Raw genomic sequence first — 23,045 nt, 5'->3', positions numbered from 1 at the left:
TTCCTCCTTTATTTTGCTGCCTTTTCGGCAGTGAAATACGTAAATATTTTTGTGTTTCTACTATAAAATCATGTCTGCTGTAGCCATGAACTCTGTAACGATAACTTTTGTAACAATAAATTTTCTGTTCTGCATCAGCCCTTAACTGCACCGATCGTAACACCTTTTGCGAAGTATTTCTGCAGGAAAGGATATACGCACAGAAGCGGGAATGCGGAAACAACTACGACACAGTATTTTAACTGCTCAGCCAGTTTCTGTTTTGTTACCATCTCAGAAGCACTACTTCCCATCTGGTTGGACTGATTCATCAGTACCAGGTTTCGAAGAACGACCTGGAGAGGCATCTTACTGTCATCCTGCAGGAACATCAGTGCGTTGAAGAACTGGTTCCACATTGCAGTTGCATAGAACAGACACATAACTGCGATGATGGTTTTCGACAGCGGAATTGCAATTTTGAAGAAGAATCCAAAGTCGCTGCAGCCGTCGATCTTTGCTGCTTCGAGAAGCTCGACCGGAATACCGCTTTCAAAGAAGGAGCGGCATACGATCAGGTTGTAAGCGGATACTGCTACCGGAAGAACCATAGCCCATGTTGTGTTGTAGATGTGCAGCTGCTGTACGGTTAAGTACATCGGAATCATACCGCCGCTGAAGAACATCGTGAAGGTGAACAGGAACATAATTGGTTTTCTTCCTACCATATCGTATCTGGAAAGTGCATAGCCGGCCGGAATGGTGCAGACCAGGGAAATCAGCGTTCCTAATACGGTATATTTGATGGTATTTGCATAGCCGGTCCAGAGCGGCTGATATTTCAGTGTGGTTGCATATCCGTTGGTGTACCACGCTTCCGGATAGAGAAGGAATTTACCGGAACTTACAACAACCGGGTCTGTAACAGATGCCAGAAGCACGTAATACAGAGGATATACAATTGCAATGCAGACAAGGATCATGATGATGGTATTGATCACGGTAAAGACCTTGTCTCCCGTACTCATTTTTACTTTTTTCTTTTTCACAGTGTTATTATTTGCCATTTTTCAAGCCCCCTGACTCTTAGAAAATACTGATATCGCTGGTCTTCTTTGCAACTGCGTTTGTGATAACCAGAATAATGAAGTTTACAACGGAGTTAAATAAGCCAACGGCTGTCGCAAAACTGTACTGTGCGGTCTGGAGACCTACTTTGTATACGTATGTCGAGATGATCTCACTGACGGTTGTATTGGTACCGTTCTGCATCAGATAAGCTTTCTCATATCCCACGTTCATAATGTTACCTACCTGAAGGATCAGCATCAGGATGATGGTCGGCATAATCAGAGGTAAATCAATGTAAAGGATTTTCTGAAATCTGGAAGCACCATCCATCGTTGCTGCTTCGTAATACTCCGGGCTGATTGCGGTCAGTGCTGCGATGAAGATGATGGCGTTGAATCCCATCGTCTGCCAGATGTTACTTCCGATGAAGAGTTTGCGGAAGTACTCCGGAAGGCTGGTGAACATGATTGCTTTTCCGCCGGCTCCCATAACTGCGTGGTTTACAAGACCGTTTGCGGAAAACAGTACGGAAATCAGGCTGACTACAACTACGTTTGACATAAAGTACGGTGCGTAGGAGATGGTCTGGATGATTCGTCTCGGTCCGCTTCTCTGTACCTGGTTCAGTAAGAGTGCGAAGATAACCGGAATCGGGAATCCGATGATCAAGCTCTCCAGACTGATGATGATCGTGTTCTTGATTGCCGTCATGGCAATACTGGTACTGAAGAACATCTCGAAATACTTGAAGATCGGATCTGCCCACGGACTTCCCATGATTCCTATGCGGCCTTTAAAATCTTTAAAGGCGATGATCAGGCCGTACATTGGATAGTAAGCAAAAACGATCAGCCAGATCAGTGCAGGAATCAGCAGGATGTACAGCTGCCAGCACGAGAGCGCTTTTTTCAATTTTCCACTTTCTGCCGTTTTCGGCGATGACGTTTTTTTCTTCATAGTTCCCTCCTTATTTCTCTAAAAGCTTTACCAACCGCTTTTTGTTCCACATTTGCATTGTTTCCGTTTCGGCACTTTGTCTTGTGGAACCTGTTCCATATCTGTATCATAGTACGCAGTTCACCCAATGTCAACGAAATTCCAATATTTTTTCGTCGTTTTCAACATTTTCACAATTCTTATTTCGTGTTTTTGTGCAATATGCACCTAACTTTTTCAAAAACTCCACACTTATTTCTTTTCTTCTCCCATTCCACTGTTTCACATTTTTCTCTGTTCCATGCGTTTTTGTTCCATATGTTCCACTTTTCCGTTTTTCACTATTTTTTCGACAATTGCAACTGTTTCCGTAACAATTTTATGCATGAAAAAGAGACACCCTTTCTTTTCAGATCGAGTGTCTCTGATATCTGTTCTTCTTCTGTTTTATTGCATTCCCGGAAAATAATCCAAAATTCAGTGTTTCCCCTTTTCGTTATTTTCAGGTACTTTCCCCTTTTCGGAAGGTCACATCCACAATCTGTTCCATTTTCTCAATCTTCTTTCCGTCAATCATGCGGATGACCGTATCTACGCTCCGCTTGGCGATTTCCGGCGCATTCTGACGGACTGTTGTCAGCTCCGGTGTCAAAAAGCGGGTAAAATCCAGGCCGTCATAGCCGACCACTTTCAGTTTTTTCGGAATCTTGATTCCTTTTTTCTGCAGCATCTTCATGCACACTGCCGCTGTGACATCGGACGTAAAGAGTCCATCAATTCCATCAAAATGACAAATATATTTTTTCCAGATCGTCGGGCCGGTCTGAAAATTCGGAATCTTGCTTCCGCCATCAATTGCTGTAACCTTACATCTATGCTGTTTGCAGACTTCCGCAAACCGTCGGTAACGATCCATCGAATAACCACGTTCTGTTGCACTCGATGCAAAATAGATCACGTTCTTGCATCCGGCGCTCAAAAGTGCCTGCGCCGCAAGCTCACCGCCGCGCTTATGGTCGGAATGTACACACGGAATCCCTTCTGCACCACAGCGGTCAACCATGACAATCGGGCGGTGGATTTCGGCCAGACTGATAGAAGACGGGATATCCGCACAGCAGATAATGCCGTCCATAACGTTTCGCTGCAACATTTCCACAAATTCCTCAATGCGGTTCTGATTGTCTCCCACCTCGCAGAGCATGCATTTGTAACCGTTGGTGTACAGATTGTTCTCAACATGCTTGACCAGAGATGCCATGAACGGGTGTGAAAGGTTCGTAACAACAATTCCAACAAAACCAGACTTGTTGTGGAACAGGTTCTGAGCAAGCTCATTTGGTTTATAGTTCAGTTCCTCCACTGCCTGCATGATTTTCTGTTTTGTTTCTTCGGAAATGTATCCGCTTCCATTGAGCGCACGGGATACCGTTCCAATTCCTACTCCCGCTTTGATCGCGACATCTCTAATACTTGCCATAGTTTCTCCTAACTCCTATTCTTACACTGGGCTGTTTTCTCTGACTCGTTCCGGCTTCTTCCCCCGCTGCCGGTCTGTGGAGCCCGTTCCACAATGCTTTATTACTTTCATTTTAAAGCACCGCAACCCACAAATCAAGTGAAATACTGCGAATTTAAGCACAAAAAAACAGGAGACTGTTTGGGTCGTTTCTCTTTTTCTTAGTGAAACCAGCCAAACAGCCTCCTGTTTTTTTATCACTTTTGTCTTATTTCAAAAAGGCACTCATTCAAACAAGCATGATTCGCGATTTTTTCGGAATTTCGTATAGCCCTGAACAGTCACAAACGCTTAATCGTTTTCCAGCGAGATATCACCATCCTTTGTCATCAGTTTGATTCTGCCCACCGCCTGATCCGGTGCATAAGAAAAGCTCTGCTCGTCCTCCTCTTTCTGCAGCAGATTCTCCATGGTATCCGGTACATCGATCTCCCCAAAATCTGTCTTTGCTGTAATTTCCAGCTGCTCCAGCTCTTTTTTACTCAGTTCCAGGTCAATATCACCGTAGGAGTTTTCCACCGGCACTTCCCCAGAAAGCTTTGTATTTTGGATTTTCACATCACCATCATCCAGCGTGATCGATCCATTCTCCCACGTTCCGCTCTTCAGTTCAACATCACCGTAGTCCGCTTCCAGTTTAATATTCTGCATTCTGCATCCGGAAAGTGTGATATCGCCGTCATCACTTTGAATCCTTCCGCTTTCTGCCTGGACTCCGTTCATCTGCACATCGCCGAATTCCATGGTTACGTCCATTTTTTTCAGCACTTTCTTTTCCGGCAGATACAGGACAACACCTGTTTCGTCCTCTTTTCCGCCGCTTAATACTTCTCCCATAAAGTCAATATCGACGTGAATGTAGTTTGATACAGCTTTCGTTTCTTCAATCTTCAGAACACCGTCCCGCACGCTGTACTCCACGGCGGTTTTTCCCTTTTTCGACGGAACCCGCCAGGAAAGATAGCAGGAATCGTCGCCGGACGGAAGGATACGCAGGTCACCGATGGCAAGATCTGTCTGCAGTTCATCAAAATCTTCAATCTTTGTCTTCCCCTGCACAGAAATGCCGTCTGCTTTTGTCACAGAACCGCTCATGGCATTCAGGTCATACGTTTCCGCATATGCTTTTCCGCCGCCCGTCCAGCCGCAGAACATCAGCGCCGCACCGGCAATGCAGCAGGCGCATCCTGTCAGTAATGCTGTTTTTGTCCAATTTTTCATGATCTGCTGCCTCCTTTTTTTGTTACCTTACGTGTGCACCATACAAACAGCTGTCCCATCCATTTTGCAAAGTATACGCCGAACACCGCGCACAGAATGCTGATTCCAATCAGTAAAATTCCCATTCCGGTGATAAAACAGAAACCGCCGAAGGAAACTGAAACTGCCAGGATACCGCGCAGCAGCATCTTGACGCCAACAACCACGCCGACAACTGCGATCAGAAAGACGCTCATGTCAAGCAGTGCCACGCAGAGGGCCGCACAGAGCAGAACGATGAGAAGGCTGATCAGGATCGGCGCTCCGATCGGAGCTGCAAACAGAGCGAGAATCGCGATCCAGACAACGTTCGCGCCTGTCGTTTTTTTCTTCTCTTTCCGTTTTTCCTCCTGCTCCATGGCCTCTCGTTCGTCCATCTTTCTGTCCAGAAGGTTCATCATCAGCTCGGCAGCCGCCTGTTTCGGTGTTCCAAGCTCCTCTATTACCGCCTGCTCCTTTTCCGGGCCGGCGTCCGCGAAGTACTCAGTGAAGTACTCCATTGCATCTTCATAATCACTCTGCGGAAGTTTTTTCAGATACTTCTGCAATTGATTCAGGTATTCCCCACTTGTCATCCTTTTTTCCTCCCCTCGATGATGTCGTCAATGGTGTCACGGTAGGACTTCCATTCGCCCTGCAGGTACGCCATCTGTGTTTTTCCCTCTTCTGTAATCGAATAATACTTCCGTTTTCTGCCCTGGTACTCTGCGGAATACGTTATCACGTAGCCTGCTTTTTCCAGTTTTTTCAGGATCGGGTACAGGGTCGACTCTTTGATGTCGGCAACCAGCTTGATGGTCTGGCTGATCTCATATCCATAGGAATCTTCCCGGTTCACGATCGACAGGATCATAAATTCGATCAGCAGTGCTGATACCGGAAAATACATAAAAAACCACCTCCGTCAGTTTCTGATATGTAAAATATTTATATATATAAATTTTATATATATCATAAGACTGCGGAGGTGGTTTGTCAAGGGGAATATATAAAATTTTTACATATTATCACCCATGGCGAGGTAGGTGTTGTTGACCGGATCGAAGGCGATCGGTTTCAGTTTTTTCGGATCGATCTTTCCGTCGTTCAGAACGCTCTCGTCTGCGCAGACGTTCACGATCTCACCGATTATAACGCTTACAGCAAACTTTAACACAAGAGATTTTCTCTGTAAAATTCTTAATCGTTTAATTTTCTCGTCATATCATGCCACTCCTCGCCGCCCCAGGTGGATGCGGAGATTCCCTCGTCGTGGAAGTTCATCTTTTTGTACATCTCCACCTTATCCTGCAGGCAGGTCAGAATGAGCTGTTTTCTTCCGTTTTTCTGTTCCCGGCGGCTGTACTCTTCCATCAGCGCGCGGGCGATTCCCTGGCCGCGGTATTCCGGCAGGACACTGAGGCCCAGTAGCATAACGTTTTCGCCCTTCGGGTCGTACAGACTGATTTCATCGAAAAAGGCATCACGGAATTTTTTCTCATTTGTTGCAAGTCCGTTCAGCGTTCCGGCGATTTTTCCGGTTTCTTTGTCTACTGCCGCCAGAAACAGCTCCGGCGCATACTGCACCCGCTCGCGCATACTCTTCTCGGAGCACGCCTCATTCGGCGGAAAGCACGCCAGCTCAATGGCAACGCCCTGTTCCATTTCATCCTGGCGGATGGTTCGAAGTTCATATCGTTCCATTTTATGGTATTCCTCCATTGCCCGCTCAAAAAACTGCAGAAAACCGTCTTCCACGGCAAGCTGATCGAGCGCGGCTTCTTTCTCATTCAGATCGTAATAATATTTTCCGGTCCGCAGATCGATCGACAGGCGGTCGAGCGGAAAGCCTTTTTTGCTCATCGGATGGGGTATGCTGACCATGCGGAAAGGAGCGCTCTCCATCGACGGTTCCATCGCGTCATAGCGGTGGTCCGCATCAAGAATCAGCGAAACTGCGTTTTTATAGCGTCCCGTCAGGCCGCCGTACTTTTCTGCAAGGGCGGCGTAATGCGCGGTCATTTCTTCATCGGACAGATACTTTCCGTCCACGGTCCGCACATGAACACCGGGCTGGTCCTCCTCGGATACGCCATCGAAATACAGACCGGAATCGCAAGAGAATACCGGCATGCGCAGTGCGTCAAAATAAGCTTCCGCTTTTTTTCTGGCATTTTCCAGCGGTGTTTTCCCATCTTCAACAATCTCCGGCAGTTCTGCACCGTTCAGATCTTTGAGGCCGATCAGTTCAATCCCAAGACCGGCAAGGCGGTGACGCATCGCGTCGAGTTTTGCCGGGTTGCCGGTTCCGTACAGTAACTTCATTTCTGCCCCCTTTATGCCTCGATGCCGAACTCTTCCGGGCGGAAGCGCGGGCAGACATTTTCCGACGATGTGATGACGGATGCAGCAAGACGCGTACCGATTTCAACTGCCTGGCCAAGCGTTTTTCCATAGGTCAGACCGGCGGAAACACCTGCACAGAACGCATCACCGGCTCCTGTTGTATCTTTTACCTGTACTTTCTGCGCCGGGCAGAAGCCGCTCTCTCCGTCTGCTTCCGCATAAACCGCTCCGTCGCCGCCCATTGTTACGACCATGGCCGGAACATTCGCCGCTTTCAGGCGCTCGGCGAGAATCTTTTCCATCTCGGCCGGTGTTTTCTCACTGTAATCGTCGGAGAAGAAAACACCTGCCTCGAGCTGGTTGCAGATCAGGCAGTCAAATTTCTGCAGAAGATCGCGTCTGCCGACCGCAATGTTCATGTTGCTGACAACGCCGTACAATTTTTTATCATACTTTTCACAGAGCTGTACCAGCTTTTTGATGATCTCTTTGTCCATATCGATCTCCGCCACAACAGAATCGCAGTTTTCGATAATTTCATCTCCGTTTTCTTCCAGAATATTGAGAATCGGCATCAGGTTCGGGCGCTGGGAAATGGAGCCCGCCAGGTCACCGTTGTGATCGAAGACAGCAAGCCATGTTCCCATACCGTTCGGGATTTCTTTCATGTATTCGGTGTTGACTTTATGGCGCTGCAGTTTGCGCACAACATCCTCGCCGAGTGCGGTATTGTCCGCAATTCCAAGGAAAGTCGGGCGCAACTCCAGATTTGCGATGTCCTCCACCACGTTTCGGCTCACACCGCCGTGGATGTACTCGACATGACCGGCATTTCTGCCGTCCGGGACGTAGATGTCCTCCGGGAAGCCCTTGATATCTACGAAAACTGCTCCTAATACTACGATTCCATTTTTATTTACTGCCATGTTTCCTTATTTCCTCTCCTGTTTTTCATTCCTTCTTTTTTTCAGACAAGTCACTTCGTCTGTTTCACGAAATTTCTGTCTTCTCAACATCCAAATAATTTCGCTGTTTTCTCCATGCGTTCTGCAATCGGCACGCCGAATGGGCAGCGGCTCTCGCAGGCATGACATCCGACACACTCGGATGCGGTGTGCTCCAGTAATTCATAGTGCGATTTTACGGTCGCCGGGACTTCCGGCTGCATCGTCGCAAGATCGTAGAATTTGTTGATCATTGCGATATCGAGGTTCGCCACACACGGTTTGCAGTGGCCGCAGTAGGTGCACTCGCCGCGGTAGGAATGGAACGGCGCATTCGCGATGACGGATGCATAATCTTTTGCCTCCTCGGATGCTGTCTCGTATGAAACGGCGTCGTCCACCTGCTCCTTCGTATCGTAACCGCACATGATGGAACAGACAGCCGGTCTTGTAAGCGCATAGTGGATGCACTGCACCGGAGTCAGCTTTACGCCAAACGGGGAGCGTTTTTCATCAAAGAGGCGGCCGCCGGCAAAGCCTTTCATAACGGTAATTCCGACGTCGTTCTGCTCACAGACTTTGTATAATTTTGCACGGTCCGCGTCGATGCCTTTCAGGCCCTCGTCGAATTTTTCGGCAAACATCTGGTCAATGTTGTCGCTCGCCGGAAGCATATCAAACGCCGGGTTGATGCTGAACAGAATCATCTCCACATAGCCGGATTCCGCTGCCTTAACAGCGACTTTCGGGTTATGGGAACTCATGCCGATGTGGCGGATCACACCGCTGTTTTTCAGTTCCATCACATAATCCATGTAATCGGAATGCTGAATCTGCTCCCACTCCTCCTCGGAGTCGATGTAGTGAATCATGCCGAGGTCGATGTAGTCTGTCTGCAGCCGTTTCAGCAGATCCTCAAATGCCGGACGGACATATTTCATATCTCTGGTACGGTAATACTGACCGTCTTTTAATGTGGAACCGATATGTCCCTGAATAAACCATTTATCCCGGTTCGCCTTGATGCCGTTTCCAATGATATCACGCGATTTCGCATCCGGCATCCAGCAGTCGAGAATGTTGATGCCCTGCTCGGAAGCGTAGTGGATCAGCTCCACGCCTTCCTCCTCCGGATGGCGCTCCAGCCACTCACCGCCAAAGCCGATCTCACTGACCTGCAGATTTGTTTTTCCTAAACGTCTTGTGTTCATATGTAAAAACCTCCTTAAAATTTTCTTATGACTTATTTTCTGGTTTTTCCCAGCTCCACGCTGCACTGTCCAGACCTGATTTTCCTGCGGAAAGTGTTTTCATTTCTTCCACACAGAATTTCACTGCACGGGTGATGTATTCATCGGCCATTTCTTTTGTAAATACCGAAAGTTCTTCTTCCTCCATCGGGGCGAACTCCCCGCGGACTTCTTCCGCAAGACCTTTTACATCAAATTCCGCAAGCTGTGCCAGCGGCTCATCGGCGAGATCTATCTCCTGAACCATCTCCCGGGAAAGACCATATTTTTCTGCCACATACCCATTGAGCAGCTCATAATCCCGATGCAGCTTCTCCACATTCCCCGGAATACTCGAATTCCAGCCATGCTCTCCGTACAGAAATCTCCGATAAAGCATGTCCTGAATCAGGTGAAAATAGTATCCGAGATACAGGTCATCTTTCTTCATATATGCGCCGTACTGCTCCCGAAAAATTTCCAGATCATACGTATATCGGGTATTCTCACAGATCTTCTTTTTTAAATGACTATTCCCTTCCACCGCCCCATCCGGCAGAATCACCCCAAGCCGCAGGCGGGCGATATCGCGGAAAGAAACTTCCTTCATCATTTCCTGCACAACCGCCAGATGAATCATACTTGATGCCATCGTGTTCCTCTTTTCTTCTTATGTCCAAATGAGAGTCTTTAAGTTTTGAAACTCAAAGGCTCTCTTTTCTCACATTTTTCTTCTTAGATTTATGTTTTCTAAACAAGCGTAAGCTCTTTTCCATTAAGAACTGTTTCTACCTCTTCTTTTGTTTTTCCTGTCACCTCTGCAATTTGTTCTACAGAAAAACCTTTTTTATCCATTTGAAAAATAATTCTCGTTTTTTCCTTTTCTACTCCAATCGCAATTCCTTCTTCCATTATTTCCTCACCCAAATTACTCATATCATACACTTCCTCTCTTAAACTAGCTTCCAAGGTAGTTCCATATTCCTTTTCCATTACTAAAAACAGGATCTTTTTGGGCAATCCTGGTTCAACGTAATTCCTGTTTTACTTTTTCCACCCATTCCTCAATCTCACTCTCCGGCGTTTCCAGGTGGTCTTTTCCCATGGAGTCAAAGCGGATCTGCATTTCATACGCAAAATCAGAGTCTGAACTGTGTTCCTCGTTTTGATTTTACACGATAGCCAACAGAAATAATAACATCAAGATTGTAATAATCTACATTGTAAACTTTTCCATCAGAAGCAGTTGTTGCAAATTTTGCAACAACTGAATCCCGCTGTAATTCACCTTCTGTAAATATATTTTTTATATGTCTGGAAATGGTTGATTTATCTCTCTGAAACAATTCTGCCATCTGATCAATAGACAACCAGACTGTATCACCATCAAAAGTAGTTTCAACTTTCGCAGACCATCCTCTGTCGTATAAATAATCATATCTGCTTTTTCTTTATCCATAAATTAATTTCCCTCCAAAATCAGATATATTATCAACGTGAACGAGTCACTATAGCGAAATCATCATTCCCCATCTTTACCATTTATAATACGATAGTAATCATCCATATCCACGCTGAGTTTTACCGTGGTATCTGGTTTTCGGTTGCTCAAGAGGCACACAGTTTCCACATGTTCCGACCACGCAAACATATCATATCCCCATGCCTCTTCCGCCTTGTATCCGTGTTTCGTCAGATACCGCAGGTCTCTCGCCAGTGTCTCCGGATTACAGGAGACATAAACCACTTTTTTCGGTGAAAGGGTTACGACAGAGGATAGGAAAGCTTCATCGCTGCCGGCTCTCGGCGGGTCCATGAATACGACGTCGGCTTTTTCGCCTTTTTCGGCCATGGAGACCATGAAGGCGCCGGCGTCGTTCTGGTAGAAGGAGACGTTTTTGATTTGGTTTCGTTTGGCGTTTGTTACGGCATCGCGGACGGCTTCAGGGTTCAGTTCGACGCTGATGACTTCTTTCGCGTCGCGGGATGCAATGAGTCCGATGGTTCCGATTCCGCAGTAGGCATCCATGACGCGCTCGTTTCCGGTCAGACCGGCCAGGGAGATGGCTTTTTCGTACAGGTTCTTTGTCTGAACCGGGTTGACCTGGTAGAAGGACTGCGGGGAGATGCGGAAGGTGCAGCCGCAGAGTTCATCTTCGATGTAGCCGCGTCCGAAGAGGACGATGTCGCGTTTTCCAAGCACCATGCTGTCGGTGCGGTCGTTGACGTTCAGTACGATGGTCGTGATCTCCGGGTGGAGCTTGCGCAGGGCTTTCACGAAATTGTTCTTCGACGGGAAGACCGGCGATACGCAGACGAGGACGACCATGATTTCTCCGGAGGCAAAACCGGTGCGCACCATGACGTGGCGCAGGAGGCCGTAGCCGCTGTCTTCGTTGTAGATCATGATTTTGAAGCTCTTCAGCAGACTGCGGATATCGCGGATGATGGCATCGGCGCGCTGATCCTCAAGCAGACACTCTTCGACCGGGACTACTTTGTGCGTTCCTTTTTCGTAGATTCCGGATACGATCGTTCCGTCTTTTTTGCGTGCAAAGGCGGAGTTGACTTTATTCCGATAATGGTAGGGATTTTCCATGCCGACCATGCCTTTGACCGGGACAATGCCTTTCAGTGTTTTCTTAATGAACTGCTCTTTTTTCGCAAGCTGCTCCTCATAGGAAAGTTTCAGATACGTGCATCCGCCGCATTTTTTCTGGTATGGACATTTCGATTTCGACGAGGATGCGCCCTTTTTCTGCTCTGCCTTTGCCGGTGCTGCTTTCTCTTCTTTTCTGAATTTCTTCACCGGCTCCGCATTGTTCCCGTTTTTCTTTCCTTTGTCCTGTCCAAACGTTCCCCGTTTTCCGGTTTTGTTTTTCTCCTGGTTTATATGGAATTTTTCAACTTTCCCATCACCGGTTTTCTTTCTGTTCTCCCGAAAATCTTCCTTTTTCTTTCCGGTCACTCTCTCACTTCTGTCGCCAGAAAATGCTTTTCTGTTCTTCTCTCTTTGGTTTTCCACTTTCTCTTACCTTCTTCCTCTATTTCGCAAACCCGCGCAGCAGCGCGATCTCTTTCGCATATCCTTCCAGCTCATTCGGTGTTTCCAGATAGAACGGCAGTCCCACAAGCGCCGGATGTGTCACGATCCGCTCAAATGCCGCAAGCCCCAGCGATCCCTCGCCGATCTTCTCATGGCGGTCCTTATGGCTCTCAAACGGATTCTTGCTGTCGTTCAGATGAATTGCTTTCAGCTTCGAAAGTCCCACCACGCGGTCGAACTCTTCACGCACCTCATCGAGATGATCCACAATATCGTATCCTGCATCGTACACATGGCACGTATCCAGGCAGACGCCCATGTGGTCTTTTAATTCCACGCGATCCAGAATCGCCGCCAGCTCCTCAAACGATCTTCCGACCTCGGTTCCTTTTCCTGCCATCGTCTCGAGCAGCACAGTGGTCGTCTGCTCCGGTTTTAAAATTTCGTTCAGCATCTCCGAAATCAGACAGATTCCCTCTTCCGCACCCTGTCCGGTGTGGCTGCCCGGGTGGAAATTGTAGCAGTTTCCCGGCGTGTATTCCATCCGCTTCAGATCATCCGCCATCGTCATCCACGCGAACTCTCTCGTGTGCGCATCCTTCGAGCACGGATTCAGCGTGTACGGCGCATGCGCCAGAATCCGTTCGATTCCATGCTCCTTACTGTAGGAAAGAAACGCTGCGACATCCGCCTCGTCGATGGCTTTCGCTTTGCTTCCTCTCGGGTTTCTTGTAAAAAACTGAAAGGTATTCGCCCCGATGGACACTGCCTCTTTTCCCATGGCAAGATATCCTTTGGACGATGATAAATGACATCCTATTGTCAGCATAACTTCTATTCTCCTTTATTTCCAAACCACAACTCACCGATTCTCTGCGAGCCGCATTACTTAAAGCATAATTTTCCGGTACGGAATTCCCATCTCCGAGAGTGCTTCCTCCTCCCGCTTCTGACACGTAAAAAGCAGCACCTGCGTCCGGTTTTCCGCCAGCCATTTCAAAGTTTCTTTCAGCCGGTTTTCATCGTAAAACGCAAACGATTCATCGAGGATCACCGGCAGCTCCTCCTCACCGCAGAGCACATCCATCGCCGCCATGCGGAGTGCAAAGTACGCCTGCTCGATCGTACCGCGGCTGACCTGCTCCAGCGGCACATACTCGTCTTCCGTATGAAGCCCGATCCGCAGATTCTCATCCATATTCACCTGCAGATAGCGGCCGTTCGTCAGCGACGACAGCGTTTTTGACATCTGCTGTTTTAAGCGATCGCCGATCCGGCTCTGCATCTGCACGGAAAGGCGTTGAATTGTCTCTCCCGCAAGCGCAATCGCATCGAGTTCCTCCTGCAGGTGATCTTTTTCCGTCATGGAAATGCAGAGTTCCTCGTATTCACTCTGCAAGTTCGACAGCACCGTCTGTTTCTGCCCCAGCTCCTGCTTCAGGCGGTCCACATTCCACTGCTGGCGGCGGATCGCCTGCTCCTCCGGCTCCGTCACGACCTGCTCGACCTCCGTTTTCCGGTGGCGGAACAGACTGTACGCCAGATACAAGAGCGCCGCAATCGCAAGCCCGAGTCCCGTTCTCGTCAGCAGCGAATCAATATGGAAGAACTGCAGAATGCATAAGAACAAGAGAAATCCAGCCAGCGCCACGCACGCGGCACCCCATTTGCGGCTCTTCCGAGATTCTTTTTTCATCTTCCGCACCCGTTCGATCGGCACATCCTTCTGATAAATATCCCGCTTCATCTGCTCTTTCGCCTGCTGCAGATTCTCCCCGCTCTGGCGGCACTCTTCCTCAAAGACAGAAATTTTTGTCTCGAGTTCTTCCTTTCGTTTTTCCAGTCCTGCCAGCGTCTTTTTCTGCTCCTGCTCTAATCGTCTTCTCTTCTGCTTCAGCAGATCCAGCGCCGCCGCCACATCAAGCTCACCATCGCTGCTCCCCTGGTAATTTGCCATATAGTTCCGCAGCTCGTCTGCAAGCCCTTCCTCGGTTCTGCCTTTTAACTGCCCGATGGAAGCCGTATTATCATACACAATTTCGCTGACACCGCCGAGCAGCATGGAAAGATCGCCGTCCTCCACGGAGAGCACCTCGCCGTCCGTCAGGCACACCAGCTTTGCATCGGCGTTCTGCCGCCCGAAATTCCGTGTCAGGCGGAACCGTTTGCCGCCGCTTTCAAACACCATCTCTCCCTCATAGTATGCCGGATTTTCCCATGGCTCATAACGACTGTAGACATCATTTTTTGCCGCCCGCCCCCGACCGCGTGTCATGCCGAACAGCATGCTGCGGATGAAGGTATGGACGGTCGATTTTCCGCTCTCATTTTCCCCGCTGATGAGCTGAATCCCATCGGAAAATTCCAGTGTGCGGTTCTGCATTTTTCCAAAATTGCGGATTTCCAGTTTTTCTATTTTCATCTTCTACGCCTCCCGCAATCTTTTTTTCAGCCGTTCCTGCGCGCCGCCAGCAGCGCCTCAAGTCCATAGTCGAGTGCTTTCTGCGACTGCACATCTGTCTTCGTTTCAAATGCTTCAATGTAGGCACTGATCAGACCCGCGCCATACGTTTTCTTCAACTGTTCCAGATCATACGCCGGGCGTGTTTCATCCTCCACCGAGATAATTCTTCCGCAGTCCATCAGCCGCTTCGGAGAAAATTCCAGCTCGGCGGCACGGTGTCCCACAAGTTTCAGGCGGATAATTTTCCGGATCTTCCCATCCTCCCGCAGCGCCAACTCCTGTTTCAGCTTCGTCTCCAGCGCATACTGCGTCAGATCCTCCGTCACGTTCAGCACCAGATCTTCGTACTCATATCTGGCAAACGGCACAAACTGAATCCGCGTTCCGTGCTCGTCCACCGTTCCGCGGATGTAGCCGTGCGGCCCCAACTGCGTCTCATCCGTCGGTTCGAGTGCGCCTGCGTATGCCATTTTGTCGGGAATAAGAATCCCCGGCTTATGAATGTGTCCGCACGCAATATAATCAAGCCCAGCCTGCGCCATGCGGCCCGGATTCCACGGCATGTGGCGGGCATCGCCGCCGTGCGCGAGCAGCAGATGATATTTCATTTTGCCCTCCGGCCGCACGCCGTCCAGCCGGTTTTCCAGGATCTCTTTTTTGTCGTAACTGCATCCGTACACCGCCGTCTTCTTCTCCGGAACTTCAACACAGTCCGGCTCCGGCGACAGGAGCATTACCACATTGTCTGCCCAGTCGAAACCGCGGTAAAAGCTCTCCCGCTTCACATAATCGTGGTTTCCGGCAATCAGCACGACAATCGTCTCCGGGATGGAAGCAAAGAGATCATTAACCTCTTTCAGTTCCCGAAGCAGCGGCTGACGCTGGAACAGATCTCCCGCGATCAGCAGAAAGTCCGTCTTTTCCCGACCGGCCAGGCGGATGATCCGCCGGAAGCTCTCCCAGATGGCCTCCCCGCGCTCCTCGCTCCAGGGAAATCCCGCATCCGGCTGCATGCCGAGATGCACATCCGCAATATGAATAAACCGCATAGGCGCATACCCCTTTCTGGATTCATTTTCTCTATTACTACAATACGGACGTCAGGTGCACCAAATCCACATTGGATTCCACTGCACCCGGCATCCGTATTTTTTAAGTTTCTATATCACTTTTCGTAATTACAGCTCGCAGTTGTTTACTGTTCTCGGGAACGGGATGACGTCGCGGATATTGCCCATTCCGGTCAGATACATGACGCATCTTTCAAATCCCAGTCCGAATCCTGCATGGTGGGTAGAACCATATTTTCTGAGGTCCAGATAGAATCCGTAATCTTCCTCAGCAAGTCCCAGCTCTTTCATACGACCAAGCAGTTTCTCGTAATCGTCCTCACGCTGGCTTCCGCCGATGATCTCTCCGATGCCAGGAACCAGACAGTCCATAGCGGCAACGGTCTTGTTGTCATCGTTCAGCTTCATGTAGAACGCCTTGATCTCCTTCGGATAATCGGTAACGAAAACCGGTCTCTTGAAGATCTGCTCGGTCAGATAACGCTCATGCTCGGTCTGCAGATCGCATCCCCAGTATACTTTGTAATCGAATTTGTCGTTGTTTTTCTCCAGAAGCTCGATAGCCTCGGTGTAGGTTACACGGCCGAACTCAGAATTTACGACATGGTTCAGACGCTCGATCAGTCCCTTATCCACGAAACTGTTGAAGAACTGCATTTCTTCCGGTGCATGCTCCATAACGTAGCGGATGACATATTTCAGCATTGCCTCAGCAAGCTCCATATCGTCCTCCAGATCAGCGAAGGCGATTTCCGGCTCGATCATCCAGAACTCTGCTGCATGGCGGGTGGTGTTGGAATTCTCTGCACGGAAGGTCGGTCCGAAGGTGTAGATATTGCGGAAGGCCTGTGCAAAGGTCTCGCCGTTTAACTGGCCGCTTACGGTAAGGCTTGTCTTCTTGCCGAAGAAGTCCTGTGTGAAATCAACAGCGCCGTCCTCGGTTTTCGGAATATTGTCAAGATCCATGGTGGTTACCTGGAACATCTCGCCGGCTCCCTCGCAGTCGCTTCCTGTGATCAGCGGAGTGTTGACGTAAACGAAGTCTCTCTCCTGGAAGAACTGATGGATCGCATAGGCGCAGAGGGAACGAACACGGAATACTGCCTGGAAGGTGTTGGTTCTCGGACGCAGATGGGAAATGGTACGAAGGTACTCCATGGAGTGGCGTTTTTTCTGCAGCGGGTAATCCGGTGCGGAAGCGCCCTCTACGGTAACTTCTGTCGCCTGAATCTCAAACGGCTGTTTTGCCTGCGGGGTAGCAACGAGGGTACCTTTTACGATGATGGCTGCGCCGACGTTCATTTTGGAAATCTCAGTGAAGTTTTCCATCTCATCGTGGTATACGGTCTGCAGGGTTTCGAAATAGCTTCCGTCGTGCAGAACGATGAAACCAAAGGTTTTGGAATCACGTACGCTGCGCACCCAGCCGCCTACGGTTACTTCTTTGTCCAGGTATGCTTCCCGGTTTTTATAAATCTCTCGGATGGTTGTAAGTTTCATTGTCTTTTTCTCCCTAATATTCATAGTGCTTTCTTTATTCTAGCACTTTTTGCGTCATTAGAAAACCCCGCAAATCACTCGATCTTTACTTTTTTAATATAACTGATGAAGACATTGCCGTTCTGTGCAAACAATGCATCGCTGTCATCGTCAGAAAGTGCGGTTGTCTCGCCCGTTGCCGGGTTGTACAGCCAGGAATTTCCGAAAATATCGTATCCAGTCAGAAGCAGACTCTCATTCGCGCCGGTCTTCACAACAACGCCGCAGCCGCTGCTGATCATGTAGAGAATTTCTTCTCTTGTACATCCCGTCAGGTTCAGCAGCTCGTAATCATCGCCGAGCGACTCCTTCAGCACGTTTTCGTCAAGCGATGCACTCTGGAATCCGGACGGCATCGTTGTCTCATCGAGGCGCATGCCCTGCTGGCGGTTTCCGCGCTCCCATACGTAGGACTGGCTGCTGTTCAGCACAACGCCGACATTCTCATCGGCAAGCTGTACAGCCTCCGCCGGGGAGCTTAAAATGGCGATCAGTTTTCCTTTTCCATATACATAGTAAAGATCTGCGCTGCCCGTATCATACGACATCGCAAGATCGGTCCGCAGTGTCGAATAAATATATTTCGGTGTCAGTGTCAGAAGCGACTGTGTTTTGCCGCTCGTCGAGAATTCCAGGAGGAACTGCTGCTCTCTTCTGTCATCCACCGTCGCCAGGCGGCCCGTCACCAGCTCCTGGCTCTGCTGCTCGCCGTTCATGATGTGATCCTCCGGCGCATCCGCATAGCCGTTTTCCTGGCGTATTACGCGGTCCAGCTCCAGAAGGCCGTCCGAAATCGACACGCCTGTCACATAATAGCCGTCCTGGTGATACTCTTTTTTCACGGTTCCGTCGATGCTGACAATCCGCACCGTATGCATGGCAAAAACTTCATTGCCGGAAATATCTTTTAAAATATCGCTGTCGTTTGCCATACCATAGACAAAGTCTTCATTGATAAAGCCAAGTACCCGGATCTTCTGTCCGTCATCCGCCGCAAAGCGCTGCGTTTCCCCGCTCTCCAGATTCATCACGGTGATGTTCGTCGCGCTGCTTGCGTTGTCCGCATCCATCCATGCGATGCTCTCCTGGCTTTCCGATACTACAAAGCAGTCCTCCGGGATACTTTCCCGGACCACTGTCGTCGTGCCGGTTTCAATATCCACCTTGCACAGGTCCTCGTTCAGATAGAGATACATCTCTTTCTGCTGATTGACATAGGAGAGGCGGTCGAGCTGTTTTTTCAGCATCTCGTAGGAAATATCCGCCGGAACGAAAATCTCCTCGGTCGCCACATTCCGCTCGGCGCGGTAATAGTAAACGGCCGCTCCCACTTCACCCTCATGGTTTCCGCGGTTCATATAGCCATAAACAACAAACGTCACATCGCCCGCATCATCCACACGCACAATGTTAACATCGTGCTCTCCATGCTGCTCCCTGTCATCCAGACTGCCGTTCTCGCGGAAGCTGAACACGCGGATCGTCTTGTTGGCACTGCGGTTGTAGCACCAGAGATCGCCGTTTACCACAAACGCGACAATATCACCTGCCGTATTCGTCACATACTCGGTATCCTCGCCGGTCACACCGAGGTTGATGCCGGATTTCGTCAGAACACCAAGCTCCGGATCAAAGATCTGCTGTGCGCTCCGCTCGAAGTCCAGCAGAATAATCTCTCCGTCGGACTCTCGCATCCGGTAGAACTCGCTTACGGTATAATACTCCGTCTGTCCGTTCTCATCCTGCGCACTGATCATGTACTCCTGTGTGATGCTGGTCGTCGTCTCATTCGCTTCCTTGATCTGCTGCACCGGCTGCTGTACGATCGTCGGTGCAAGGCTTCCCCAGGAAATCTGGTCGAGGCTGGAATGAATGTTGACATTGAGGAACGAAGAATTATCCCCCGTCTCATCCGGCTCAAGCTGCGGAACGAGCGCTTCCGCCTGCGTTTTATCCAGGCATGTCTGCGCAAACATCTGAGTGTAGGCCAGATAATCGCCGACCTCCACGCCGTTGCGCTGTACAATGCGGGTGTAATACCAGGCAGACTGTCCGTCCCCGTAGGCAACCTCGAGCTTCAGCGTATATTCCTGATTCATCAGAATCGCGGTCTCTAACTGGAAGTCTGCTTTCAGATAGCTTCCATCCTCGTCAAACGATTTCAGCACCGAGTTTTCAATCAGCGCTCCGCCGTCTGTGCTTTCCACCGTATAGGTCACGTTTTTAATTTTCTGTCCCTTCGCATCAATTTCCAGCGTAAGCGAACGGTCCATCGGCAGCGGTGTCAGGTTTTCTCTTGTCGTTACGCCGTTCATCTCCTGGCGGTATCCGTACATGCGGTTCACTGTCGTGTCCGCGTTTTTCATGTACAGCACCGGAAGACTCGCTGCGTCCAGATCGGTCGCATTCTCCGTTGTCTCGTGGCTCATCAGGTGTGTGAACACACCGACCGATGCGGCAAAAACAAGAAAAAGGATCAGAATCCTTGCTGCTCTTTTGTTCATCACGGCTCCTCCTTTTCTGTCAGGAGTTCTGCCAGTGTCGGCTTCACATGGTACGCTTCCATGCACGCTTTCAGTTCTTCCGGCAGTTTTTTCGAGCCTTCCTGGCGTTTTACCGCGCGGATCAGAAGGTTCTTCGGCGTGTGTTCCATGTCGATGAACTCAAGAATCTGTGTCTCATACCCTGCATTTTCCAGAAGCTTTGCCCGGATTCCGTCGGTCAGAAGCGCTGCCATGCGCTCTTTTAAGATACCGTAATCCATGATCGGATACAGTTCTTTGTTTGCAATCTGGCGGTTCAGCTCATGCTGGCAGCACGGAACGGAAAGAATAACTTTTGCATTCCATTTGACGGCCTTTTCCAGTGCATAGTCGGTCGCCGTATCGCACGCGTGCAGCGTCACCACCATATCGACCTCGTCGCGGCCGGTATAAGAAGCGATGTCGCCCTGATAGAAATGCAGCTTTTCATAGCCGTATTTCTCCGACAGTCCGTTGCAGATCGCGATGACATCCTCTTTCAGATCGAGTCCGATGATGTTGACATCCAGTTTTTTCAGTTCGCGGAAGTAATAATACATCGCAAACGTCAGATACGATTTTCCGCAGCCGAAATCGAGAATCGTGATCTCGCGGTCCGATGGGAGCTGCGGCAGGATATCTTCGATGAACTCCAGAAAGCGGTTGATCTGGCGGAACTTGTCGTAGCGGGTCCGCACGATTTTGCCTTCTTTTGTCATAACACCGAGATCCTGTAAAAAAGGAACCGGGATTCCTTCTTCCAGAATATACCGTTTCTTCCGGTTATGCGCCAGATTGACGGGTTTGCCGGTTCCTTTCATATGCGGTTTCTTTTTGATCGTCATCGTTCCCTTTTTGCTGACCAGAACGGAGGCGGTGCAGGTGTCGGATTCGAGCTGCATCTGCTTGAAGGTTCCGTTCATCCAGTCTCTGATCCGGGTGATCACGTCGTCTTTTGTCATATTTTTATGAAACTCCTTCGTACCGACGGTCTCCTGGCACTGAAAGAGCAGTTTTCCTTTTATTTCAACCGGGCGTATTCTCACTTTGGACACTTCACTGTCCCCTCTTGGGCCGCTGATCGTGATACGATACAGCCCTTCCCGGATTTCATCCTGTAATAATTTCTGTAATTCCATTTATACTCTCCAAACTTTCTGAATCGTTTGTAAACATGTGTAATAAAGCCCCTTACAACCCCGCTAATATTGTAATCTGTTTTCCGCAAAACCACAACAGAAAAATTATTAAAAATGTGTTACCCTCTTATTACTTTATGGCGCGGTTAAAGCCACAGATTGTAATAATGTTTCCTCCTGCTCCGCCTCCGGAACATTTCATTATAAAAAAGAACGCCGATCAGATCGAGCAGTTCCTCTTCTGCCGTTTTCTCATCCTTCCCACCGTTTTCCCTGCCGTACTGACGTGCGATATTCCGGCAGGTGTGCTCCATCATGAGCCGGTCCGGGAACTCGTCGTACATCATGCTGCCGCGGTAATCCATGCGGTCACACTCTGCCTCCACCAGCCGCTGCAGATCAGATGCCGTCCGGGAATAACACGACTGCATCCGCTGCCGTTCCCGCGCTTCCTGCTGCTCCTCCATACTTCTTCCCCATAAGGGCTGTGCCGCAAAAAACGGCTCCGCCCGCTCCATCGGATTTCCCTGATAGGAATTTCTTCTATTTTCATATACTCTATCCTGATTCATGCCTGTTTTATTTCCTTTTTGCTCTTCCTTATACCATATGCACACCGCCGCCATTCTGCCGTTTCCCAGATCTCAAACACAATTTCACTTGCCAAAACCGCCGTTCCGTACTAAAATACAACCTGTATCTATTTTTCCGATACATCATATAGGAGTGAATATCATGAATCTGAATATGCAAGCTTTCAACATCAACACGCTGCTTGGCGGTCTCGATAAAGTCCGGGACGTCATGGGTGTTTACCAGCAGCAGCTTCTTCTGATTGTGATTGTTTTTGCCCTGCTGAACTGTTTCTTCGGCTATGCGCTCCGCAAGCTCTGGAGCGTCATTCCCGGATTTTTTCTCGGCGCGGCCGCCGGTTATGCAGCGGGTACCTACACGAATCAGACCACGACGATCACCCTGGCGCTTGCCGTCGGCACCGGTCTTCTGACCGCAATCATTGCCTTCGTCCTCTACCGGATCGGACTCTTTCTTCTGATCTGCGGACTCGTCGGCTTTTGCCTCTGGCATCTCGTCAATCCAAACGACATCACCGGCTATGGGCTCGTCGCCCTTGTCGCTTTTGTGATCGGCCTGATCTGCGTTCCGTTTGAGCGCATCTCTGTCATCCTGGTCACCTCCATCTGCGGCGCCCTCACGACGATCCGCATGGCATATTTCTTCAAAGACCTGGACCTGAACATGATGTTCTGGATTGTCTCTTCCATTCTCGCCTCAGCCGGCATGCTCTTCCAGTTTAAACCGTGGAAAGAAGCCGACTACTGGGAGGATGACGACGAAGAAGAACGCGAACACCGTGCAAAGGCGCGCGCCAGACGGAAGCGCAGATCCGGTTTCGATCCTCTTCCATCCAGAAAGAAGAAAAAGAAACGCCGCGGCTCCTCTTCCTCTTCTTCCGGCAGCGCAAGAGACCCGTACCGCAGCTATCAGAAACCGTCGAACCGTACCCGTGTTTCGCAGAACACCATGTACGATTTCCGTTTTGTTCCGGAAGAACCTGACGATGACGACGATGAGGAAGATCTTCCAAAAATCATCCGCCGCCGGCCATCCGCAAAACCGGCCGCTCCGGAGGAGTTTGACGAAGAAGAAACATCCCCAAAAGCTTCCATGGGCGATACGAAGCCGTATACCTCTCCTTCCAAACCGCAGATCACCGAAGACGGCATCCCGGATGTCGATCTCTCCGCGATCCGGCAGCAGATTTCCGAAGAGGTACAGAAAATTTACGAAGACGATCAGAACTCGTAATCCGCACTGCAGCGCAGAAAACCCGGCAGGCAAAGGAACATTCCCTTGTCTGCCGGGTTCATTTTTTATCTTATAGCAAGACCCGAAAATAATTTTCAGTTATAAAGATACTTCTGATTTGTCTCCAGATCGATCGTGTCTTTGTCGAGCCACTGATATCCCGTATCGATCTTCT

Annotated in this window: 21 protein-coding genes and 1 pseudogene; 1 reads left to right on the top strand and 21 read right to left on the bottom strand. The window is 49.4% G+C overall.

What is annotated here, in order from left to right; genetic code table 11:
* Window positions 1–134: 134 nt before the first annotated feature.
* The 21 genes and pseudogenes from ACY2VT_RS06435 to ACY2VT_RS06335 all read right to left on the bottom strand — a co-directional run bounded on the left by ACY2VT_RS06435 (window position 135) and on the right by ACY2VT_RS06335 (window position 21,615).
* On the bottom strand, window positions 135–1,046 hold the full coding sequence (locus ACY2VT_RS06435; protein WP_177268064.1) for an ABC transporter permease subunit: 912 nt from the start codon (window positions 1,044–1,046) through the stop codon (window positions 135–137).
* A gap of 19 nt (window positions 1,047–1,065) precedes the next feature.
* Window positions 1,066–2,007, bottom strand: coding sequence for an ABC transporter permease (locus ACY2VT_RS06430; protein ID WP_055226695.1), 942 nt, complete (start codon window positions 2,005–2,007; stop codon window positions 1,066–1,068).
* A 481-nt stretch (window positions 2,008–2,488) separates the two neighbouring features.
* Entirely contained in the window at window positions 2,489–3,466 is a 978-nt protein-coding gene (locus tag ACY2VT_RS06425) for a LacI family DNA-binding transcriptional regulator (protein ID WP_461879318.1), read from the bottom strand.
* Between the two features lie 330 nt (window positions 3,467–3,796).
* Window positions 3,797–4,726 (bottom strand): DUF4097 family beta strand repeat-containing protein, encoded by a 930-nt coding sequence (locus ACY2VT_RS06420; RefSeq protein WP_461879317.1) that lies wholly within the window; start codon window positions 4,724–4,726, stop codon window positions 3,797–3,799.
* Window positions 4,723–5,340 (bottom strand): DUF1700 domain-containing protein, encoded by a 618-nt coding sequence (locus ACY2VT_RS06415; protein ID WP_461879316.1) that lies wholly within the window; start codon window positions 5,338–5,340, stop codon window positions 4,723–4,725. The genes ACY2VT_RS06420 and ACY2VT_RS06415 overlap by 4 nt, the downstream gene beginning before the upstream one ends.
* The gene (locus ACY2VT_RS06410; protein WP_461877005.1) at window positions 5,337–5,654 is read right to left on the bottom strand and encodes a PadR family transcriptional regulator; all 318 of its coding nucleotides are present in this window, start codon (window positions 5,652–5,654) and stop codon (window positions 5,337–5,339) included. The genes ACY2VT_RS06415 and ACY2VT_RS06410 overlap by 4 nt, the downstream gene beginning before the upstream one ends.
* A gap of 108 nt (window positions 5,655–5,762) precedes the next feature.
* Window positions 5,763–5,921, bottom strand: coding sequence for a hypothetical protein (locus ACY2VT_RS06405; protein WP_461879315.1), 159 nt, complete (start codon window positions 5,919–5,921; stop codon window positions 5,763–5,765).
* 23 nt (window positions 5,922–5,944) lie between these two features.
* Window positions 5,945–7,069 (bottom strand): non-canonical purine NTP pyrophosphatase, encoded by a 1,125-nt coding sequence (locus ACY2VT_RS06400; protein WP_461879314.1) that lies wholly within the window; start codon window positions 7,067–7,069, stop codon window positions 5,945–5,947.
* A gap of 11 nt (window positions 7,070–7,080) precedes the next feature.
* Entirely contained in the window at window positions 7,081–8,016 is a 936-nt protein-coding gene (locus ACY2VT_RS06395; protein WP_461879313.1) for a carbohydrate kinase family protein, read from the bottom strand.
* Between the two features lie 83 nt (window positions 8,017–8,099).
* Window positions 8,100–9,245, bottom strand: a complete 1,146-nt coding sequence (locus ACY2VT_RS06390; protein ID WP_461879312.1) for an aldo/keto reductase — start codon at window positions 9,243–9,245, stop codon at window positions 8,100–8,102.
* 25 nt (window positions 9,246–9,270) lie between these two features.
* Window positions 9,271–9,915: a hypothetical protein gene (locus ACY2VT_RS06385; protein ID WP_461879311.1), complete on the bottom strand. Its 645-nt coding sequence runs from the start codon at window positions 9,913–9,915 to the stop codon at window positions 9,271–9,273.
* Between the two features lie 98 nt (window positions 9,916–10,013).
* A complete protein-coding gene (locus ACY2VT_RS06380; RefSeq protein ID WP_461879310.1) occupies window positions 10,014–10,256 on the bottom strand; it encodes a hypothetical protein in 243 nt (80 codons plus the stop codon).
* 149 nt (window positions 10,257–10,405) lie between these two features.
* A pseudogene (locus ACY2VT_RS06375) lies at window positions 10,406–10,722 on the bottom strand (virulence RhuM family protein); the annotation flags it as partial.
* A gap of 63 nt (window positions 10,723–10,785) precedes the next feature.
* Window positions 10,786–12,288, bottom strand: coding sequence for a 23S rRNA (uracil(1939)-C(5))-methyltransferase RlmD (gene rlmD, locus ACY2VT_RS06370; RefSeq protein WP_461879309.1), 1,503 nt, complete (start codon window positions 12,286–12,288; stop codon window positions 10,786–10,788).
* 19 nt (window positions 12,289–12,307) lie between these two features.
* Complete coding sequence (locus ACY2VT_RS06365) at window positions 12,308–13,138, bottom strand: deoxyribonuclease IV (RefSeq protein ID WP_461879308.1); 831 nt, start codon at window positions 13,136–13,138, stop codon at window positions 12,308–12,310.
* 60 nt (window positions 13,139–13,198) lie between these two features.
* Complete coding sequence (locus tag ACY2VT_RS06360; RefSeq protein ID WP_461879307.1) at window positions 13,199–14,731, bottom strand: ATP-binding protein; 1,533 nt, start codon at window positions 14,729–14,731, stop codon at window positions 13,199–13,201.
* 26 nt (window positions 14,732–14,757) lie between these two features.
* Complete coding sequence (locus ACY2VT_RS06355) at window positions 14,758–15,822, bottom strand: metallophosphoesterase family protein (RefSeq protein ID WP_461879306.1); 1,065 nt, start codon at window positions 15,820–15,822, stop codon at window positions 14,758–14,760.
* A 129-nt stretch (window positions 15,823–15,951) separates the two neighbouring features.
* The gene (gene asnS, locus ACY2VT_RS06350) at window positions 15,952–17,343 is read right to left on the bottom strand and encodes an asparagine--tRNA ligase (RefSeq protein WP_461879305.1); all 1,392 of its coding nucleotides are present in this window, start codon (window positions 17,341–17,343) and stop codon (window positions 15,952–15,954) included.
* A 74-nt stretch (window positions 17,344–17,417) separates the two neighbouring features.
* Window positions 17,418–19,886 (bottom strand): hypothetical protein, encoded by a 2,469-nt coding sequence (locus ACY2VT_RS06345; protein WP_461879304.1) that lies wholly within the window; start codon window positions 19,884–19,886, stop codon window positions 17,418–17,420.
* Window positions 19,886–21,043, bottom strand: a complete 1,158-nt coding sequence (locus ACY2VT_RS06340) for a class I SAM-dependent methyltransferase (protein ID WP_461879303.1) — start codon at window positions 21,041–21,043, stop codon at window positions 19,886–19,888. Before ACY2VT_RS06340 ends, ACY2VT_RS06345 begins: the two co-directional genes overlap by 1 nt.
* A gap of 146 nt (window positions 21,044–21,189) precedes the next feature.
* Window positions 21,190–21,615 carry a hypothetical protein gene (locus ACY2VT_RS06335; RefSeq protein WP_461879302.1) on the bottom strand — a complete coding sequence of 142 codons (426 nt, stop codon included), beginning with the start codon at window positions 21,613–21,615 and terminating at the stop codon, window positions 21,190–21,192.
* Window positions 21,616–21,778: 163 nt separating this feature from the next.
* Between ACY2VT_RS06335 and ACY2VT_RS06330 the strand changes: the two genes are divergently transcribed.
* Complete coding sequence (locus ACY2VT_RS06330) at window positions 21,779–22,870, top strand: TM7S3/TM198-like domain-containing protein (RefSeq protein ID WP_461879301.1); 1,092 nt, start codon at window positions 21,779–21,781, stop codon at window positions 22,868–22,870.
* Window positions 22,871–23,045: the final 175 nt, after the last annotated feature.

The sequence above is a fragment of the Fusicatenibacter sp. genome (assembly GCF_050872605.1).
Taxonomy (GTDB): Bacteria; Bacillota; Clostridia; order Lachnospirales; family Lachnospiraceae; genus Fusicatenibacter.
The sequence above is the reverse complement of the archived record's forward strand: the minus strand, read 5'-3'. Positions and strand labels throughout refer to the sequence as shown.